Source organism: Cupriavidus sp. 10L45 (assembly GCF_056395225.1).
Window position 1 is genome coordinate 230,594 of the sequence record NZ_JBFTJC010000002.1, and the last position, 19,213, is coordinate 249,806.

The 19,213-nt window shown below is 66.4% G+C and carries 19 protein-coding genes; 11 read left to right on the forward strand and 8 right to left on the reverse strand.

The window, feature by feature from the left end:
• Positions 1-9: 9 nt before the first annotated feature.
• Complete coding sequence (locus AC1DFU_RS04530; RefSeq protein ID WP_092293967.1) at positions 10-912, reverse strand: amidohydrolase family protein; 903 nt, start codon at positions 910-912, stop codon at positions 10-12.
• A 363-nt stretch (positions 913-1,275) separates the two neighbouring features.
• Between AC1DFU_RS04530 and AC1DFU_RS04535 the strand changes: the two genes are divergently transcribed.
• Genes AC1DFU_RS04535 through AC1DFU_RS04550 form a run of 4 tightly spaced genes read left to right on the forward strand, consistent with a single transcriptional unit; the run spans position 1,276 to position 5,944 of the window.
• Positions 1,276-3,261, forward strand: a complete 1,986-nt coding sequence (locus AC1DFU_RS04535; protein WP_441591245.1) for an arylsulfatase — start codon at positions 1,276-1,278, stop codon at positions 3,259-3,261.
• 13 nt (positions 3,262-3,274) lie between these two features.
• Entirely contained in the window at positions 3,275-4,300 is a 1,026-nt protein-coding gene (locus tag AC1DFU_RS04540; protein WP_441591246.1) for a formylglycine-generating enzyme family protein, read from the forward strand.
• On the forward strand, positions 4,293-5,075 hold the full coding sequence (locus AC1DFU_RS04545) for a MetQ/NlpA family ABC transporter substrate-binding protein (protein WP_441591247.1): 783 nt from the start codon (positions 4,293-4,295) through the stop codon (positions 5,073-5,075). Before AC1DFU_RS04540 ends, AC1DFU_RS04545 begins: the two co-directional genes overlap by 8 nt.
• Entirely contained in the window at positions 5,069-5,944 is an 876-nt protein-coding gene (locus tag AC1DFU_RS04550) for a YkgJ family cysteine cluster protein (RefSeq protein WP_441591248.1), read from the forward strand. The genes AC1DFU_RS04545 and AC1DFU_RS04550 overlap by 7 nt, the downstream gene beginning before the upstream one ends.
• 30 nt (positions 5,945-5,974) lie before the next feature.
• On the opposite strand, the gene AC1DFU_RS04555 is transcribed toward AC1DFU_RS04550, so the two are convergent.
• Positions 5,975-6,883 carry a LysR substrate-binding domain-containing protein gene (locus tag AC1DFU_RS04555; RefSeq protein ID WP_092293957.1) on the reverse strand — a complete coding sequence of 303 codons (909 nt, stop codon included), beginning with the start codon at positions 6,881-6,883 and terminating at the stop codon, positions 5,975-5,977.
• 150 nt (positions 6,884-7,033) lie between these two features.
• Between AC1DFU_RS04555 and AC1DFU_RS04560 the strand changes: the two genes are divergently transcribed.
• Complete coding sequence (locus AC1DFU_RS04560; protein ID WP_441591249.1) at positions 7,034-8,056, forward strand: DUF1338 domain-containing protein; 1,023 nt, start codon at positions 7,034-7,036, stop codon at positions 8,054-8,056.
• A gap of 68 nt (positions 8,057-8,124) precedes the next feature.
• Entirely contained in the window at positions 8,125-9,675 is a 1,551-nt protein-coding gene (locus AC1DFU_RS04565) for a M20/M25/M40 family metallo-hydrolase (protein ID WP_441591250.1), read from the forward strand.
• 24 nt (positions 9,676-9,699) lie between these two features.
• Here AC1DFU_RS04565 and AC1DFU_RS04570 read toward each other — a convergent pair whose 3' ends face one another.
• The gene (locus tag AC1DFU_RS04570; RefSeq protein WP_092294381.1) at positions 9,700-10,413 is read right to left on the reverse strand and encodes a GntR family transcriptional regulator; all 714 of its coding nucleotides are present in this window, start codon (positions 10,411-10,413) and stop codon (positions 9,700-9,702) included.
• A gap of 119 nt (positions 10,414-10,532) precedes the next feature.
• Here AC1DFU_RS04570 and AC1DFU_RS04575 point away from each other — a divergent pair, with 119 nt between their 5' ends.
• From AC1DFU_RS04575 to AC1DFU_RS04590, 4 genes are all read left to right on the forward strand, one after another.
• The gene (locus AC1DFU_RS04575; RefSeq protein ID WP_441591251.1) at positions 10,533-11,312 is read left to right on the forward strand and encodes an alpha/beta fold hydrolase; all 780 of its coding nucleotides are present in this window, start codon (positions 10,533-10,535) and stop codon (positions 11,310-11,312) included.
• On the forward strand, positions 11,309-12,580 hold the full coding sequence (locus AC1DFU_RS04580; protein ID WP_441591252.1) for an iron-containing alcohol dehydrogenase: 1,272 nt from the start codon (positions 11,309-11,311) through the stop codon (positions 12,578-12,580). The genes AC1DFU_RS04575 and AC1DFU_RS04580 overlap by 4 nt, the downstream gene beginning before the upstream one ends.
• Positions 12,581-12,719: 139 nt before the next feature.
• Complete coding sequence (locus AC1DFU_RS04585) at positions 12,720-14,099, forward strand: MFS transporter (protein ID WP_441591253.1); 1,380 nt, start codon at positions 12,720-12,722, stop codon at positions 14,097-14,099.
• A 129-nt stretch (positions 14,100-14,228) separates the two neighbouring features.
• Complete coding sequence (locus tag AC1DFU_RS04590; protein WP_441591254.1) at positions 14,229-15,035, forward strand: fatty acid hydroxylase family protein; 807 nt, start codon at positions 14,229-14,231, stop codon at positions 15,033-15,035.
• Positions 15,036-15,056: 21 nt separating this feature from the next.
• On the opposite strand, the gene AC1DFU_RS04595 is transcribed toward AC1DFU_RS04590, so the two are convergent.
• The 4 genes from AC1DFU_RS04595 to AC1DFU_RS04610 form a co-directional block, all read right to left on the reverse strand.
• Positions 15,057-15,593, reverse strand: a complete 537-nt coding sequence (locus tag AC1DFU_RS04595; RefSeq protein ID WP_092293944.1) for a dihydrofolate reductase family protein — start codon at positions 15,591-15,593, stop codon at positions 15,057-15,059.
• Between the two features lie 77 nt (positions 15,594-15,670).
• Positions 15,671-16,012 (reverse strand): YciI family protein, encoded by a 342-nt coding sequence (locus AC1DFU_RS04600; RefSeq protein ID WP_092293942.1) that lies wholly within the window; start codon positions 16,010-16,012, stop codon positions 15,671-15,673.
• A gap of 216 nt (positions 16,013-16,228) precedes the next feature.
• Positions 16,229-17,005, reverse strand: a complete 777-nt coding sequence (locus AC1DFU_RS04605; protein ID WP_441591255.1) for an aldolase — start codon at positions 17,003-17,005, stop codon at positions 16,229-16,231.
• A 52-nt stretch (positions 17,006-17,057) separates the two neighbouring features.
• Positions 17,058-18,056: a Bug family tripartite tricarboxylate transporter substrate binding protein gene (locus tag AC1DFU_RS04610; protein ID WP_441591256.1), complete on the reverse strand. Its 999-nt coding sequence runs from the start codon at positions 18,054-18,056 to the stop codon at positions 17,058-17,060.
• Between the two features lie 146 nt (positions 18,057-18,202).
• Here AC1DFU_RS04610 and AC1DFU_RS04615 point away from each other — a divergent pair, with 146 nt between their 5' ends.
• Positions 18,203-18,799, forward strand: a complete 597-nt coding sequence (locus AC1DFU_RS04615) for a helix-turn-helix domain-containing protein (protein ID WP_092293936.1) — start codon at positions 18,203-18,205, stop codon at positions 18,797-18,799.
• Between the two features lie 81 nt (positions 18,800-18,880).
• Here the strand turns inward: AC1DFU_RS04615 and AC1DFU_RS04620 are convergent, their stop codons facing one another.
• A complete protein-coding gene (locus tag AC1DFU_RS04620) occupies positions 18,881-19,195 on the reverse strand; it encodes a zinc ribbon domain-containing protein (RefSeq protein WP_092293934.1) in 315 nt (104 codons plus the stop codon).
• Between the last annotated feature and the right edge of the window lie 18 nt (positions 19,196-19,213).

Sequence of the window (19,213 nt, forward strand, 5' to 3'; positions counted from 1 at the left end):
GGTGCGGAATCAGGCGGCCAGGCGGGCGCGGGCTTCCTCGAGCGTGCGCGGCACGGGCGTGGGTTCCAGGCCGATCATGCGGGCGACGTTGTTGCCGAGGTAGTCCTCGAGCGTGTCCTCGTCCAGGTTCAGGCCCTGCGGCGGCTCGAAGCAGAGCACCTCCAGCAGGCGCAGCCACATGCCGGGCTCGTTGGGCGGGGTATCGGAGCCGAACAGGATCTTGTGCTTCGGCAGCACCTTGGCGAACTCGACGATGCGCGACTGCAGGCACCAGCCGGACTCGCAATACACGTTCGGCATGTCCATGGCCATCTGGAACGGCTCGAAGCAGTACACCCCGCCGGTCTGCACGCCAAAGTGGGCCATGATGAAGTTCACGGTCGGGAACTCCTTCATCATCGGCACCCACTCGGTGGGAATGCTGTACGGGCCGTCGCCGGTGTGCAGCTTGACCAGCACGCCCAGCTCGGCGCACTTCTGCAGCGCCGGGCGCAGCCAGTCCAGCGCGCGGTCGGGCCGGTAGGCGTGCATGTTGGCCTGGAACTGGACCATCTTGAAGCCGAGCCGCTTCACGTAGTGCTCCATCGCGTTCACGCCGTTCTCCACGCCGCAGCGCGGGTTGTAGACGTAGCAGCCGATGAAGCGCTCCGGGTACTTCTCCACCATCTCGCGCGTGTAGCCCATGTACATGTCGATGGACTCCGCGCCGCTGCGCTCGCCGTCGGTGTACGTGTAGATGGTGTTGCCCTGGGGCGGCTGGATGAAGGCCTTGTCGATGCGGCGCGGCTTGCCGTTGATGGTGAACGGACCGTCCATCATGCGGATCAGGCGTTCGCCCGTGAACGGGTCGCCGTCATGCCGCCAGGCCAGGTCGACCAGGTTCGTCGGATAGCAACTGGTGTCGATGATCATTGAGATCCCCTAACGATGACTCAGGTGGAAGACGTGCATGCCGGCGTTCGGGGACGCTGGTCATGCCGCTTGCGGGAGTCGTGTCAGGGGGCGGGTGCGGCTGGATGCATGGCGCCACTGACGAACGACTCCGTCAGTGAGCAATCTCCAGTTGAACGGGGCGGCGTTGCGCCGCTGGTGTCCAATCGACCGCTTATACCCACGCGTTCGTTATACAGGATAGCCGGCGCCGCGGCGGCATTGATCTGGAACGCAGATCCATATATCGGCCGGGCCGATGAAGCTTATGCGAAACAATTCGTTCGGGCGCGGGGAACGCTTTCTTAGGATGGCGCTCCTTCCCGTCAAAAACGAGCGACGCGCATGACAACAAGAACAGAAGCTCCCCGAACCCCCGTCAGCCGGTTCCCGCAGTTCCGCCGATCGGCCGCCTGCCTGGCCGCGCTGGCCCTGGCCACCCTGGCGGCTGGCTGCGGCAGCGACGGCGACAGCGCCGCCCAGACCCCGGTGGCCACCACGCCGCCGCCCACGGTCCAGAAGAAGCCGAACATCATTTTCATCATGGCCGATGACCTCGGCTATTCGGACCTCGGCGCCTTCGGCAGCGAGATCCGCACGCCCAACCTCGACGCGCTGGTGAAGCAGGGCCGCATCCTGGCCAACCACCACACGGCGGCGGTCTGCGCGGTCACGCGCTCGATGATCATCTCCGGCACCGACCACCACCTGGTGGGCGAGGGCACCATGGCCACCAGCGATGTCAACTACATCGACGAAAACGGCAAGCCGGTGCCCGGCTACGAGGGCTACCTGAACGACCGCGCGCTCTCCATCGCCCAGCTGCTCAAGGACGGCGGCTACCACACCTATATGGCCGGCAAGTGGCACCTGGGCAGCGGCCTGCCCAACGCCACCAACCAGGGCGCGGCGGTGGGCGCCAGCTCGCCGGGGCAGACGCCGGTCTCGTGGGGCTTCGAGAAGAGCTACGCGCTGCTGGGCGGCGGCGGCGACCACTACGGCCGCAACGGCAGCACGGCCTATGTGGAGGACGACCACTACGTCACGCCGAACACCACCAACTTCTTCTCTTCGGACTTCTACACGTCCACGATCATCAAGTACATCGATTCCAGCACCGGCAAGAATGCGGACGGCAAGCCGTTCTTCGCTTACCTGACCTACCAGGCGCCGCACTCGCCGCTGCAGGCCCCGGCGGCCTATATCGACCGGTACAAGGGCGTCTACGACGCTGGCTACGAGCCGATCCGTGCGGCGCGGCTGGCGCGCCAGAAGGCGCTCGGGCTGATTCCGGCGGACTTCACGCCGAACCCGGGCCGGGACGAGACGGTGGCCGTCACCCCGCGCACCGCCAACTGGGGCACGGCGCAGGCCAACTACGTCAGTTCGACGAACAGCGCGGCGCAGGGCGGGGTGGATACCCGCGTGATGAACGCCAACAAGAAGTGGGATAGCCTCACCGCCGACGAGAAGCGCGCCCAGGCCCGCTACATGGAGATCTTCGCGGCGATGGTCGAGAACCTCGACGACAACGTCGGCCGGCTGGTGGCCCACCTCAAGGACATCGGCGAGTACGAGAACACGCTGATCGTGTTCCAGTCCGACAACGGCCCGGAAGCCAGCTACTACGAGTTCAGCGGCAACTACGACCAGAACTACGACGCCAAGAACGCGGCGGCGGCGGTCTACCCGACGCTGGGCACCACCGCCTACACGGGCAGCAGCAATCTCGACTACGGCCAGCGCTGGGCGGAAGTCAGCGCCACGCCGTTCCGGCTCTGGAAGTCGTTCCCGGCCGAGGGCGGGCATTCGGTGCCGACCATCGTCAAGCTGCCGGGCGCGGTGCCTGCGGCGCAGTCGCCGCAACTCAACGCCTTCACCCACGTGGTGGACCTGGCGCCCACCTTCCTGGAGCTCGCCGGCATCGCCGCGCCCAGCACGCCGGCCGCGCCGCTGTACGACGCCAAGGGCGTGAACCGCAACGCCGGCAAGGTCGTGTACGACGGGCGCAATGTCTACCCGATCAGCGGGCTGTCGCTGGTGGCCACGCTGCAGGGCAAGGCCACGGCACCGGCACGTACCACCTTCGCCGAGGAGCTGTACGGCCGCACCTATGTCTATAGCGACAACTGGAAGGCCACGTGGATCGAGCCGCCGTTCGGCCCGGCCCATGGCGAGTGGACGCTCTACGACATCCGCGCGGACCGTGGCGAGACCAACGACCTCGCCGCCCAGCGTCCGGACGTGCTGGCGGACCTCAAGGCCAAGTGGAACGATTATGCGAAGGCGGTCGGCGCGGTATTGCCGAAGGTGCCGGGCATGATCTACTGAGGCGGCGGCGACCATGCGTATTGCATCCCGGCCGCTGGCGGCGGTCGCCGGCTTGGCCTTCGCTGCGGGGCTGGCCGTCACGGTCGGCGTGCGCGCGGTGCCGGCCATCACCGGGACTACCGCCTCGCCGCTCGGCAGCGCGCGCCAGTGCCAGACATACGCCGGCCTGCCGGACGGCTGGCGCCGGGAGCGCACCGCCGGCATGGTCCACGTGCGCGGCGGCAGCTTCGTACCCGGCACCACGCTCGGCTACCCGGACGAGCGCCCCGCCGGCACGGCGCGCGTGGGCGCCTACTGGATCGATCGCACCGAAGTCACCAACGCCCAGTTCGCCGCCTTCGTGCAGGCCACCGGCTACGTCACGGACGCCGAGCGTGCCGGCGAGGCCGTGATCTTCCACAAGCCGAGCGATGCCGAACTCCAGCAGCGCCCGTACGCGTGGTGGTCGATGGTGCGCGGCGCGGACTGGCGGCATCCGGGCGGGCCGGCCACCGACGTCGCCGGCAAGGACAACCAGCCGGTGACGCTGGTCACGCAGGCCGATGCGCGCGCCTACGCGCAATGGCTCGGCCGCGACCTGCCCACCGAGGACGAATGGGAGTTCGCCGCCAAGGCCGGGCAGGACGGCGCCGGCCTGGAAACCGCGCCGAAGACCCCGGACGGCACGCCCACCGCCAACTACTGGCAAGGCGTGTTCCCGGTGCTCAACACCTCGCAGGATGGTTTCGACGGGCTGGCGCCGGTCGGCTGCTACGCGGCCAACGCGTGGGGGCTGCACGACATGATCGCCAATGCCTGGGAATGGACCGCCGACCCGTACACCGGCCCGCGCCAGTCGCACGCCAACGGCGACACGGCGGCGGTGGCGGCGGCCACCTCGCGCCAGCGGCGCGACGCCCGTACCGCCGTGATCAAGGGCGGCTCATTCCTGTGCGCGCCGGATTTCTGCGTCCGCTACCGCGCCTCGGCCCGGGAACCCGCCGAGCGTGACCTGCCGACCTCGCACATCGGGTTCCGTACGGTGCTGCGCGATGGCTGACCGCTTGGGGCGATTCGCCCTCTCCATATTGCTGGCGATGATCGCCGTCACCGCCCGAGCGGACGATGCCCCGCGCGTGGTGCGCCTTGGCGTGGCGACGGAAACCGACCGCGCGCTGATCGAGGCAGCGGCGCCCGCCGGCCTCGCTCAAGGCGTGCGGCTGGAAGCCGTGGCGTTTGCCGATGCCGGCAAGGCCGCCGCCGCGCTGGCCGCCGGCCAGATCGACGGCTCCGTGGCGCAGGACGCCCAGGTGGTGGCCGCCAACCCGCAGGTCTGCGCCGCCGGCTACACGGTGACTTATCCGATGGGCCTGTACGCGCAGCAACTCGCTGCGCTGCGCGAGGTGCCGGTGGGCGGCGTGGTGGCGCTGCCGGCGGACCGCGCCGGGCAGGGGCGGGCCTTGCTGCTGCTGCAACGCTATGGGCTGGTGCGGCTCGATTCGGCGGCGGGGCTCACGCCGCGCCCGAAAGACATCGTCGATAACCCGCGCAAGCTGCGCTGGCACACGCTGCCGGCCGCGCGGCTGCCCGGCGCGCTGCGCACGAGCGCGCTGGTGGCCATGCCCTATGCGACGGCGGCCAGCGCCAACCTCGCCCCGGCGCGCGACGCCATCGGCATGGAAGACGCCCGCGTGCCCTGGGCCAATGTGCTGGCCGTGCGCGCTGCGGACTGTGGGGCGGGGTGGGCCGGGGCCACGGTGGCCGCGCTCCACGCCCCGGCGGTCAAGACCTTCATCCTGGCCCGATTCAACGATTCCGTGCGCCGGCCATGGTAGAGGGCGCCACGCTGTCGTTTGACTGCACGGCCTGCGGCAAATGTTGCAACTCGCCGCCGCTGATGGCGCTGCCGGAGCTGTTCCGCCATGCCGACCGCTTTATCGGCGCGCTGGCGCTGCGGCGCATCCGCCCGCCGGTGGCCGGCACGCGCCATGCCGTGGCGGGACGGGTGGTGGAGGTGGGGGAGGAAGACGTCGCGCAGTTCCACGCCATCGCCCGCCGGCAGGGCCATGCGCTGCCCGGCGGGGAATATCTGGTCCTGATGACGCAGGCCATCGACTATCCCTCGGCTGGCCGCTGCCCGGCGCTGGCCGACGACAACCGCTGCGCCATCCACGCCGACCGGCCCGCCACCTGCGCGATGGTCCCGCTCGACGCCTGGGTGCCCGACGGCCTGCAACAGGTGGCACTGGCCGCCAAGCAGCCCGGTGGCGCGCAGTATTTGGGTGCTGATTGCATCACTGTGGGGGCGTCCCGCCCGCTGGTGCAGGCGCGTGAGGTGGTGGATGCCGGCTATCGCGCCGCGCTGGCCCGCCGCCGCGACGCCGAGGCCGATGACAAGCGCGACTGGGGCGACGCGGTGTTTCGCCTGTTGCTGCCGGAATTGCTGGGTCCGCGCGGCGACCTCGCCGCGATCCCGCCGGACGGCCAGCGCACGCTGTCGCTGGCCCCCGTACTGGCCGTGCTGGCCGCCAATGGGGCGGATGCCCGGGCGCGCTGCCTAATATATATAGGGGCCCAGCGCGCCGGCATCGCCGCCAGCGTGGCCCGGGCCCTTGCCCGGCGCCAGCCTGCCGACAAGCCGACCACGGCCCTGCTGCGCGGCTTCGACACCGCACTGGCAGCGCTGGCCAGCCGGCTGGGTTAGCCGCAGCCGGGTCCGGGCGGTCAGGACGGTTCAGGGCTCGCGCGCCGCGTCCGGCGAGAGGCCCAGCACCCAGTCGCGGAAGGCATCCAGCGCGGGCGCGTGGGGGCCGTCCTCCGGATAGGCGAAGTAGTAGCCCTGGCTCACGTCGAGCACCCGTTCCACCGGAATCACCAGCTGGCCGGTCTCCAGTTCGCGCTCGATCAGCAGGCGCGGCGCCAGCCCGATGCCCAGCCCGGCCGCCGCGGCGGCCGTCATCATCGTAAACAGCTCATAGCGCGGCCCGCGCGCCGCCGCCACGCTGTAGTCCCAGCCCTGCACCGCGTACCAGTCGCGCCACGCCTGCGGGCGCGTGCTCAGGTGCAGATGGCGGCAGTGGGCGAAGCCCTCGGCATCGGCCAGCGCATGGGCCGCCCGAAAGGCGGGGCTGCACACCGGCACCATGCCGCCTTCCCGGAAAATCACCCCGCCGCGCGTGCCCGGCCAGAACTGGTCGCCGAAGTAGATCGCCGCGTCGTAGGCGCAATCCTGGAACGAGAAGGGCTGGGAGCGGGCGCTCAGGTTGACCGTGATCTCGGGGTGCAGCCGGGCGAAATCCGGCAGGCGGGGAATCAGCCATTGGGTGGCGAAGGTCGGCACCACGGCCAACTCCAGCGTGTAGCCCTGGGTGCGGCCGGCGCTGATCTCCTGGGTGTCCCGTTCGATATGGTCCAGATGGCGCCGCACGCGCGCCGCGTACTCTCGCCCGGTTTCGGTCAACTCCAGCCGGCGCCGCACCCGGGTGAACAGCGCCACGCCGAGCCGCTGCTCGAGCAGCGCTACCTGCCGGCCGACGGCGCTCTGGGTGAGCGCGAGTTCGTCGGCGGCACGGGTGAAGCTGCCCAGCCGGGCGGCGGCCTCGAACGCGAGCAGCGCGTTCAGGTTGGGGATGTCCTTTCTCATGGCGGGCGGGGGCAGGGTGGGGCGGCAGGGGGAGAGTATAGCGACGCGGACATCGTGCGCGCGGCGCACAACGTTGTGAGCATTCGTCGCTTGTGACCCGCCCGGCGCTGCCGCTATGCTGCGGCGCAACCCCACCGTGACCACGTCCCCATGAATTCGAACATCGCCAAGCTGCTCAATGCCAACCTGGGCGCGGCCCGCGCCGCCCACCTGCTGGCCCTGGTCACCATGCCCGAAGGGCTGCCGGCCGATATCGAGGGCCGCGCCACGCGCGCCGAGATCGCCCAGGCGCTCAACGTCGTGCTGTTCGGCGATATCCTGGACCGCGTGCCGACCGGCCGCGCCTACACCGACGACGTGGCCCGGGCCGGCGGCAAGGTCACCTTCGACCACGGCGCGCTGCGCACGGTGAAGTGGGCGAGCGGCGCGCTGCCCGAGGGCGAGGCCGCCTTCACGCGCATCCTGCGCCCGCTCGGCTACGTGCTGAACGGCACCTATCCGCTCGACCGCATCGGCATGACCGGCCGCTCGTACGCCCATGCCGACGCCCCCGAGCAGATCGCCCAGTTCTTCCTGAGCGAGTTCCACCCGGAGCGCGAGCGCTACGGCGACGCCTTCCGCGCCGCCGTGACCCGCGTGACCGAAGCCTCCATCGATCCGCTGACCCCGCGCGCCCAGACGCTGCTATGGCAACTCGAACGCGACGGCCTGCTGGCCGTGGCGGATGGTGCCGAACTGGTCGGCCTGCTAGCCCGCTGCTTCGCCCGCCAGCACCCGGCGCCGCGTCTGGAAGACTACGAGACCCTGCTCCAGGAATCGGCCGAAATGGCGTGGATCTCCACCGAAGGCAACGCCTTCAACCACGCCACCGACCGCGTGGCCGACGTCTTCGCCCTGGCGGACGCCCAGAAGGCCCTGGGCCGTCCGATGAAGGAAAAGGTCGAGGTCTCCGGCAGCGGCCGCGTCAAGCAAACCGCCTTCCGCGCCGACCCGGTGACGCGCGAGTTCGTGGGCGCTGACGGCGAGACGGTGACGCGCCAGGTGCCGGGCTCGTTCTATGAGTTCATCACGCGGGACAGCTTCGAGGACGAAGCCGAGGCCCGCCGCAAGGTGGACCTCGGGTTTGACGCCGGGAACGCGCAGGGCATCTTCAAGATGACGGCGGCGGCCTAGGGGGCTACGGCGTAGAATCCAAGCCAAGCAGTACGGTACCCCTCCTCAAAAAAATCCAAAAGGACAAGATGAGAAACGCCTTCGCCCCCTGCCTGACCCTCCGCCTCACTCTCTGCGCGGCTGCCATCAGCCTGTCCAATCTCACAGCACACGCGGCAACTCTGGCACCCGAAGCCGCGCAGCAGCAGGCGCAGGCGAGCTACCGCGAATATCTGGACCTGCTGAGCATCCCGAATGATTCGGTGGCGCCCGAAGATATCCGGCGCAACGTGGCGTGGCTCGAGCAGGCATTCCGCAAGCGTGGCTTCACGACCCAGCCGCTGGACAATGACGGCAAGCCGATGTTGTTCGCGGAGTATCCGGGCAAGCAGGCGTCGCGCAAGACCGTCCTGTTCTATATGCACCTGGACGGCCAGCCGGTCATCCCTTCCCAATGGGCCCAGAAGAGTCCGTGGAATCCTGTGCTGAAGAAGAAGGGCACCAATGGCGATTGGGAGGAGATCGACGTCGCCAACCTGTTCTCGGGGGCGGTGGACCCGGAGTGGCGGGTCTTCGGTCGGTCCTCGTCCGACGACAAGGGGCCGATCATGATGCTGCTGGCGGCCATCGATGCGATGAAGGCGGCCGGCACGCAGCCCGCTGTCAATATCAAGGTGATCCTGGACAGCGAAGAGGAGAAGGGTTCGCCCTCCATCGGCAAGGTGATGCAGGCCCATCGCGACCTGCTGGCCTGCGACGGCATGATCATCCACGACGGGCCCATGCACGCTACCAATCGCCCCACACTGATCTTCGGCAACCGCGGGGCAGCGAAGGCGAAGATCACCGTGTTCGGTCCGAAGGCGCCATTGCACAGCGGTCACTACGGCAACTACGCGCCGAACCCGGCGCTTCGGCTCGCGAGCCTGCTGGGTTCGATGAAGGACGAGAGCGGTCGCGTCACCATTCCGGGCTATTACGCCAAGGTCCGTCTCGGCGATGCCGAGCGCAAGATCATGGCTGCCGTGCCTGACGACGAGAAGGCGCTGAAGACCCGTATTGGCATCGCCCAAGCGGAGAAAGTCGGTGCCAATTATCAGGAGGCGCTGCAATACCCGTCGCTGAACGTGCGCGGCATGGCCGCCGCCGCGGTCGGTGACAAGGTCGCCAATATCGTGCCGGACAAGGCCGAGGCCGAACTGGATCTGCGTACCACGCCGGACTCCGATGCCGCGTACCTCGGCAAGCTGATCGAGCAGTACATCGTCAAGCAGGGCTACCACCTTGTGAAGGGCTCGCCGACCGACGAGGAACGCGCGCGCTACGACAAGCTGGCGAGCTTCTCCTACCAGAGCGAAGGGGCGGATGCGGCGGGCTCGCCGATGGACTCTCCGGTCGCGAAATGGGCGTACCAGGGCATCACCGGCACCTTCGGCACGAGCCCGGAGCCCGTCCGCATCCGCATGATGGGTGGCACCGTGCCGACGGCGGAAATCGTGAATGTACTGAAAGTGCCGTTCGTGATCGTCCCGCTCGTCAACGCCGATAACAACCAGCATGCCGCGAACGAGAATCTTCGTCTCGGGAATTATGTCAACGGCGTGCGGACGCTCTACGGGCTGATGACGGCACCGTTCTGAGTCAGGCTTTCGCTACGGGGGGCGCTATCGATGGTCCCCCAGCACCGTCGCGCGCGTAAATTCCTCGATGTTGTCCAGCAGCGCATCGAGCGCCTCGCCGGCGCCATCGACATCGCCGCGCGCAATCGCCGAGGCCACGGTGGCGTGCAGCTTCGACATCGTTGGCAGGTCCGCCGCCTCCTTGTAGTGGAGATACCAGAAGCGGCGCGACAAACCGTGCATCAGCCGCATCGACCCTTCGGCAAACTCGTTACGGGCGGCAACCAGACATAGTTCGTTGAACTCCCGGTCCGCGCGCACAAAGGCGACGTCGTCGCCGCTACGGGTTGACTGCTCGAATTCTTTCGCCAGGCGCTTGAAGTGATCGCGCTGCTCGGCCGTGGCGCGGCGTGCGGCGCAGCGGCAGATCAGTCGTTCCACTTCGCGGCGCGCCTCCAACAGGCGAAGCTGCTTGGCCACGTCCATTGGCGCGATCAGCAGGCCGCGCTGCGGCAGCACCATGATCAGGTGTTCGCGCGCCAGGCGCTGAATCGCCTCCCGGATCGGCGTGCGGCCGATTCCCGTCATCTCGCTGAGCTGCAACTCCGACACCGAGCTGCCCGGCGCCAGCTTCATCGTCACGATCGCTTCTTCCACCTGCTCGTACGCCATGTCGGTCAGCTTGCCGCGCTGGCCTGGGGTCTCTTCAGGCTCTTGTACTGGCGCGGAACGGGCGCGCGTGGCGGGTTTTGAGGTCATGGCCGAGGTCAGGATGCACGGAAAACCCATTGTATATGAGTCGTACGCATCTTCTGTACACGGTGGATTTCGCCCTTGCTTCCCGTCGGCTTTCTGCTACTATCCTACTAATATATTAGATGTGTACCGGAGGCGGCATGGCGAACGAGGATGTCGTTGTCGTGGGGAAGGGGCCGATTACCGTGGTCGCCGCACATGGCATTCAGGGCACGCGGGGCGCCTGGCTGCCGCTGGCACACCAGTTGGCCGACCAGTGCACGTTCATCCTGCCGAACCTGCCCGGGCGAGGGCGGGCAAGTTCGCCCATCAGCGAGCGCGACTGCTCGCTGGACGCCTACGCCCGCGTGTTGAGCCGGGCGATTGACACCCATGTCGACGGGCCGTTCGTGCTGGCTGGATGGAGCATGGGGGTCTCGGTGGCGCTGGCGTATCTGGCACAGGCGCGCACGATGACCGCCTGGCCGTTGCCCACCGAACTGCTGCTGGTCTCGGGCACGCCGCACCTCGACGCAGTGGCGTGGTTCACCCCATCGTCACCGGATGCGCTGCTGGCAGCCATCGCGGCACGCGAGCAACGGCTCGGGCTGCGCGAGGCAGCCGACCATCGCACCGTGGCGTGGACCTGGAACGCCATCCGGCGGACGGATCAGCGTGGCGAGTTGGCCCACATCGCGTGCCCGGCGCTTGTCATCCATGGCAGCGAGGACGCCGACTGCCCGCTCAGTCACGGCGCGATGCTGGCCGACGGGATCCCACGCGCCGAGTTGCTCGTCCTGCAGGGCGCCGGCCACAGCGTGCTGACCGAGCGGACCGACGCCATCGCCGCGTATCTGCGCCAGCAATGGCCCATGCCGCCGGCAGCGCAGGGACACAGAACATACCCACAGGAGACAGCATGAGAGTGGAGGACCTGATCTATTTCTGCGCACCAGCGCGCCTGATCATGGGCGCCGGCAGCCGTGCGCAGTTGCCGGCGCTGCTGCAGCGGCTCGGCTATCGCCGTGGCCTGCTGGTCACGGATACGTTCTTCACCTCTGCCACGCCATGGGTCGATGAACTCGTCGCTGCCGCACGCGCGCACGGCGTGGAACTGCTGATCTATGACGGCGGGCTGCCGGATCCCACGACCACGCTCTGCGACACCGCTACGGCAGCCCTCCGCGCGCAGCTCGACGGCGTGCCTGTCGATCACGTCATCGCCATCGGCGGCGGCAGCAATATCGATCTGGCCAAGGCGCTGTGCCTGACGCTCCCCGCCGGCAACCCGGTGCGGGATTTCATTGGCACGATCGACAGCGCCACCCCCATCCTGCCGATGATTGCGCTGCCCACCACCGCCGGAACGGGCTCCGAGGCCACGCCCGGGGCGATCCTCGTCGATCCGGAGAACGCCACCAAAGTTGCCGTCATGGACAACCGGCTGAGGCCCGCCGTGGCATTGATCGATCCCGAGTTCACCTACACCTGCCCGCCGCGCGTCACGGCCGATGCGGGCATCGATGCGCTGACGCACGCGGTCGAGTCATACCTGACGCTCGACTCCGCCCGTTTCGACCGGGGCGGGGACGCTGACCCCGGCTACAGCGGCCGCAATGCCCTGACGATGTTGTTCGCGCATGAATCGATCCGGCTGTGCAGCCGGTATCTGTTGCGCAGCTACCAGCGCGGCGACGACACCGAAGCGCGCATCGGCATGAGCCAAGCGAGCCTCTATGCCGCGTTGTCATATGGCAGTGCCGGCCTCAACGCGGTGCATGGCATTGCCTATGCCGTCGCCGGGCTGACGCATCGCTCGCACGGCACGACCAATGCAGTGATGCTGCCTTACGTGCTCGATGCCCTGCGCGACGTGCGCAGTGACGAGATGCTTGCCGTGGCCCGCCTGTTTGGGATCGAAGACACCGACCCCGATTCGGCCGTGGCGCGCCTCCCCGTCCTGGTGCGCGATCTGGTCCGTGATCTGGGCATCCCCACAACCCTGCAGCAGTGCGGCATCGCGCAAGACGACCTGGCGGCGCTGGTGAAGGACGCCCTTGGCGTGACGCGCCTCGCCAAGGCGTTTCCCGTGCCGGACGTGCCGGCGCGCTATGCCGCCATCGTCCAGCATGCCTGGCACGGCGACCTCTCCGCCGAAGCCCCGCACATGGCACCGCGCCGCGCGGCATAGCACGACATTTCCGATGGACCGAACGTTGCCGCTTCGCACGGCATGCCGTAAACCATAACTTGAACATCAGCGATGTCCAACTAATATATTACGAAAGCGCGCCGGCAAAGAGCGCGATTCACCTACACAGGAGACAACCATGGATATGTCAGCAGGCGCCCTCAGGCTGGAGGCCGGCGTAGCGGCGCGGCTGGAACGATTGCCAATGACGGGCTACCAGCGCTCGTTGTTCGGCATCATCGCCACCGCGTGGTTTTTCGATTCGATGGACCTCGGCCTCATGACGTTCGTGCTCGGTTCGATCAAGGCCGAGTTCGGCCTGACCGCCGCGCAGGCCGGCATGCTCGCCAGCTCAAGCTTCCTGGGCATGTTCCTGGGCGCGGCCATCGCCGGCCTGCTGGCGGATCGCTTCGGCCGCAAGCCCGTGTTCCAGGTCAGCATGATCTTCTGGGGCGTGGGCAGCCTGATGTGCGGGCTGGCGGACAACGTGACGACGTTGATGCTCTACCGCGTCCTGCTTGGCTTCGGCATGGGGATGGAGTTCCCGATCGGCCTGTCGATGGTGTCCGAAATCGTGCCGGCCAAGAGCCGGGGCAAGTACGTTGCCATCCTGGAAGGGTTCTGGCCGATCGGCTTCATCGCCGCCGGCGCGATGACGTACTTCCTGCTGCCGATGATCGGCTGGCGCGGGATCTTCATCGCACTGGCCGTGCCGGCCGTATTTGTATTCGTGGTGCGTCGGATGGTGCCCGAATCGCCGCGCTGGCTCGAAGATGTGGGCCGCAAGCGCGAAGCCGACGCCGTGATGGCAGGCATCGAACAGCGTGTGGAACGTGCCTGGGGCCACGCCTTGCCGCCGGTCGCGGCGACCTACCGGAGCCCGCAGCCGACAAACCGGAAGGCGCGCTTCATGGAACTCTGGTCAGGCCCCTACGCGCGCCGCACGATCATGCTCTGGTCGGTCTGGTTCTTCGCGCTGCTCGGCTATTACGGGCTGACCACCTGGCTCGGGGCGCTGCTCCAGCAGGCCGGCTATGCGGTGACGAAGTCCGTGCTCTACACGGTCTACATCTCGCTGGCGGGCATTCCCGGGTTCATGTTCTCGGCATGGCTGCTCGAGAAATGGGGCCGCAAGCCAACCTGCGCGCTGATGCTGCTCGGCAGCGCCGTCGCCGCGTATGCCTATGGCCAGGCGGCGGTGCACAAGGTGCCGGTGGAGCAGCTCATTGCCGCCGGGCTGTGCATGCAGTTCTTCCTGTTCGGCATGTGGTCAGTGCTCTACGCCTACACCCCGGAACTCTATCCCACGCGCTCTCGCGCCACCGGCTCGGGCTTCGCCTCGTCGATCGGCCGAATCGGTTCGCTGGCGGGCCCCTACCTGGTTGGCGTGCTGCTGCCGGTGACCGGGCAGGGCGGGGTGTTCACGCTGGGAGCGCTGTCCTTCGCCGTGGCAGCCGCGATGGTGCTGATGCTGGGCGTCGAAACACGCGGCAGGGCACTGGAGGAAGTCTCTCAATAACGATTTCGCCGCGCGGCCCGCGAGCCGCGCCCTGACAGCGCCCCTGTGCGACAGGGGCATTTTTTGGATCGCCGCCTTTTTATATCCAACTGATATGTTAGTGCGGCGGACTTTACCGGAGATGCAATCATGATGACTGAACGCCAACGCCAGTTCAGGGAGCAGTACAAGGCCGACATCAGCCCGCTTTACAACGGGTTGCTGCACATCACCGTGATCTACGGCGTGGGCATCGCCGCGCTGTACTGGGCCATCCAGCACCTGCACGGCGTCACATGGGAATGGACTTTGATCCTGCCGGTGTTCCTGGCCGGGAATTTCGTCGAATGGTTCATGCACCGCTACGTCATGCACCGCCGGATCGACGTGTTCGCGCTGCGCGCCATCTACGAGCGCCACACGCGTCAGCATCACCAGTACTTCACCGACCAGGAAGCCACGATCGATACCACGCGCGAGTTCCGCATCGTGTTCTTCCCGTGGCGCGTACTGGCGACGCTCGGCGTGGGTGGCGGCGGGCTGGGCTATCTGGCGTCCCTGATCTTCAACGCCAACGCCGGCTACTTCGTCTTCATCACGATGGTGGCGCAGTACCTGATCTACGAGACGTTCCACTACTGCTGCCATGTGCATGACAACTGGTTCGTGCGCAACATGCCGTTCGTCAACACCATCCGGCGCCACCATACCGCCCATCACAACATGGGCATCATGATGAAGTACAACATGAACCTGACGTTCCCGATCGCGGACTACATCATGGGCACCTCGGACCTGCGCCGCGGCCTGATCGGGCACCTGTTCAACGGCTACAGCGAGGCGCACGTCAAGGAAGAACTGAAGCCGGTCATCCAGAAATTCCGCACAGACCATTCGCGGGTGACGCTCGACGGCCCGCTGCTGGACGACGAGGAGCGCCGCGCGATGGCGGCTTGACTGCCGGGCCGCTCCCGGTAATCAGCGCAATACGCGATAGGTCGACTGCACCAGGCCGGATGGAAAGTGCCGGCTTGACTCGAGCGCCAGACTTACGTCTTGCGGCAGGGCGCCGAACAACGGTATGCCGGTCCCGATCAGCACCGGGACCGTAGTCACCACCATGTCAGCGATCAAACTGTCGCGCAGGAACGACTGGACCACCTGGCCGCCGTCGACATAGACGCGGCGCACGCCTTCGCTCGCGAGTTGCGCCATCGCGTCCGAGGGCGTGCAGTTCGAGAAGCGCACCTTCCCCTGCAACGCTTCCGGCACCGGCGTGCCGGCCAACTGACGGGATAGCACCAGCACCGGTCTGTCGTAAGCCCATTCCCCCATGGTGAGGACCTTTTCATAGCTCCCCCGGCCCATCACGATCGCATCCTTGTCGGCGATGAAGCTCGCGTAGCCATGGTCTTCCGAGGGGTCGTCCCGCTCCAGAAGCCAACCGATATCGCCATCGGGACGGGCGATAAAGCCATCAAGGCTGGTGGCAATAAAGACGTGTCCTGTAATCATCAATCACTCTACTGTTCTATCAAGAATCGATGGAGGTTGACTGCCCTGGCGAACCCCGTGGGTACGGGCCTTGCCCGTCAGCTCTCCGGGTCATACCCAAACTCGCGGAGTTCCTGCGAGCAGCGGCAAGCTTTGGCGATCTTAGCGGCCCACTGGATGGCGGCTTCGCGCGATGGAAGCTCCAGGACACAGAAGCCGCCGTCGAACTCCTCTGTCTGGGGATAGGTCTCGTTTGTGACCGCGCCGTCTGAAGCGACCATGAGTGGTGCGACATTATCGTTGATACCACCACCGAACACGTACACGCCTGCGGCCTTCGCCTCGCGTATGACCTCGCGCGCAGCTTCGCCCACGGCGGCCAAATCCTCGGCGGGGACTGCCATCGCCCTTGCAGGAAAGGAGATCAGGTATTTCGCCATTGTTCGGTCCCTCGTTTGACGATGTACGGCAGAGTATGCACCTCTTGCCTGCGCCGTTACTCACGATATACGACTGTCTTTGCCCTTGAACGATGGAATGCAAAAGCACAGCCACCGTTTGCGCACGGGGTCCGGATGGCGTGACGGTGGCGTTTCTCCAGCCGCCCCGGAAACCGCCGACGATCCGACGAAACGTTGAACGGCCGCGCCTCCGCTTCAATCCGCCGGCAGTTCGCGACGGGCGCGGCGGGAATAGTAGGCGAACGTCGCTTCGAACCGCTTCTGGGTACTCACCCAGCGTTGCGCTTCACGACCCAGTTCCGGCGGAATCGGCTGAATCTCCCCCGCCGCCATCGCCAGGAGCTGCAGGCGCGCAGCACGTTCGAACATCACGCCCAACACGCAAGCTTCTTCCACCGACGCACCAGCAACCAGAAGACCGTGGTGTGACAGCAAGATCGCCTTTTTGTCGCCGAGCGCTTTGGAGATGATTTCGCCTTCTTCATTGCCAACCGGGATACCGGGCCATTTTTCGAGGAATGCCGTCTGGTCGTAGAGGACGCAGGTGTCCATGTGGGAGATGGTCAGGGGAACCTCGAGCATGGCAAGCGCAGAGGCATGCGGCGCGTGGGAATGAACGATGCAGTTCAGGTCCGGACGCGCGCGATACAGCCAGGAATGGAAGCGGTTGGCAGGGTTCGGCATGCCGTTCCCGGAAAGCACTTCGAGATCCTCATTGACGAGCAACAGGTTGTCCGCGGTGATTTCGTCGAAGCCAAGACCCAGGCGCTGCGTGTAGTACGTGCCGGGCGCCTCGGCCCGCGCGGTGATCTGGCCCGCGAGCCCGGAATCGTGACCGAACGCGAACAGGACTCGGCAGGTTTCCGCGACGGCCTCGCGCAGGGGCATCTTGTCAGCCCGGAGTTCCGTCTGCATCGTCTTGAGCGAAGCGGCGACGATCTCGCTTTTGCTCATTTGCATTGTGTCAGCCATGGTGTGTCCTTTCTGGGATGTGCTGGAGAGTATGGTGAATACGAATCTTCTTTTACTTTGTCTTGTCGGCCGCGCCGAGCAGCGCCGACCATCGCTGATTCTCTTCTTCGATCAGCTTTCGGAATTGTTCAGGCGTCGAGGCCATTGGCTCGGTCCCTTGAGCGACCAGCGTGGCCTTGAACTTCGGATTTGCCGTGACGGTGCCTACCGCCGCATTGAGCTTCTTCACGATGGCGGGGTCGAGTCCCGCTGGTCCGATCAGCCCTGCCACCGAGCCTGACACCAGCGTCGGGAACCCCAGTTCGGCAGTCGAAGGAACCTGGGGTGCAGTGGACAGCCGGCGCGGGTTCGCTACGGCGAGCGCGCGAAGCTTGCCCGAGGTGACGAACGGCATGACTTGAGGTGTCGCCTCAAAAGTCATGTTCACCTGTCCCGATACGACATTGGTGACGGACTCGGCGCCGCTCTTGAATGGCACATGGAGAAACTCGATTCTTGCCGCGTCCTGAAGCACGCGCATCCCTTGATAAGGCGAGCTACCGACGCCAGCGGTTCCAACGCTCACGGAATCTGGTTTGCGCTGGGCAAGCTTGATGAGATCGGCGAGCGTATTTGCCGGGACATCGGCACCCACCACGACCAGATGCGGTGTTGAGCCCACCAGGGAGATGTAGGTGAAGTCCTTCGCGCTGTCGAAGTTGACCTTGATGTCCGTGTGAGGATTGACGGCCAGGATGCCGACCGTGGTGAACATCAAGGTGTAGCCGTCCGGCCGTGCGCGCCGGACAAAGTCCGCCGCAATGTTCCCGCCCGCGCCCGGACGGTTTTCCACAACGATGGATTGACCGAGTTGCTCGGAAAGGGCCTTACCCGTGGCGCGGGCCACGAGGTCTGTAATGCCTCCCGCGCCAAACGGGACGACCAGGGTAATGGGCTTGTCGGGAAACTCTGCCGCGTGACCGGCAAGGGGTGCACTCAACAGTACGGCAGCGGAAAGGGTGACCACGAACGTCAGGTCACGACAGCGGGGGCGGCTGGGACTCACTTGCATTCTCCTTGGGGATATTGGAAACAAGTGTGTCTAGAATGACACCAAAGTGTCATGTGTGCAACTGCGTTGTCGTGAAAACGTTCGACCCTTACAATTGCGGTCTGTGGAAGCGCCTGTGCAGGCGCTTTGGAACTTCGATCCCCGGGATGACGAAAAAGCAAGAAGTGAGCGCAGAGCCCGCGACGCCGGGCATTGCTGAGCGCCTGGCTGAGCTACGCAAGCTGAATAGCTTGACGCTTGAAGAACTGGCGCAGCGCGCATCGCTGACGAAGAGCTACCTGTCCAAGCTGGAACGGGGGTTGTCGTCGCCGACCATCGGCACCGTGCTCAAGCTGGCTGAAGCGTTGTCAGTGACCGTCGATCAGCTCATCTCCAGGTCATCGCGCGCCAACGAGATCCTTCACGTAAAGGCCGGCGACCGCATTCCGTTCAGTCCGTCTACCGAGCGACATGGCTATACCTATGAAGCCATTGCGGCGGAGCGACCGGACAAGGCCATGCAGCCGTTTATCATGCTGCCGCCCTTCACATTGGCTGAGGATCAACCGATGGCCAGCCACGCTGGAGAGGAGCTGATCTTCGTGGTATCAGGGCAAATGGAGGTGTTGTTCGATGGCCGCACCGTGCGCATGAGTGCCGGTGACTCGCTCTACTTCAATGCCTCGATTCCTCACAGATCGCGCTCGGTGGGCAAAGTCCAGGCGCAAGCGCTAGTCGTGGTCAGCGATCGCAGGAAGATTTGATATTGGGCACGGGGAGACCGTGCCTCAACGGCGCTGGACGCCCCAGCACGTTGGCCGCGCTGGGGTCAGTCCCTGTGCTGCTCAGTGCGAGATCATCCACGGCCTGCCGCTGGTGCTCTTGGCCACGTCGGGCCGGCCGGCGAGCTTCGGCTGCGCGCAGCACCCGCAACCGGATCCATGCCGCGATGATTCCTTCGGCGCAGCCGCGCTGCGTTCGTTGACCGCATGGGCGGCCCGCGCCGACGCCGCCATGCTGGCGAGCGCCGGCGCGGCCACGAGTGCCCGTTCCGCACCCATGCCGCAGGCGGGGCACATGGCAGGCGCATCGCGCCGGGCCATCGGCCGGATCAATGCAAACTCGCCGCAGTCCTTACACCGGTAGTCATAGGTAGGCATCGCCGCTCCGCTGGGTGG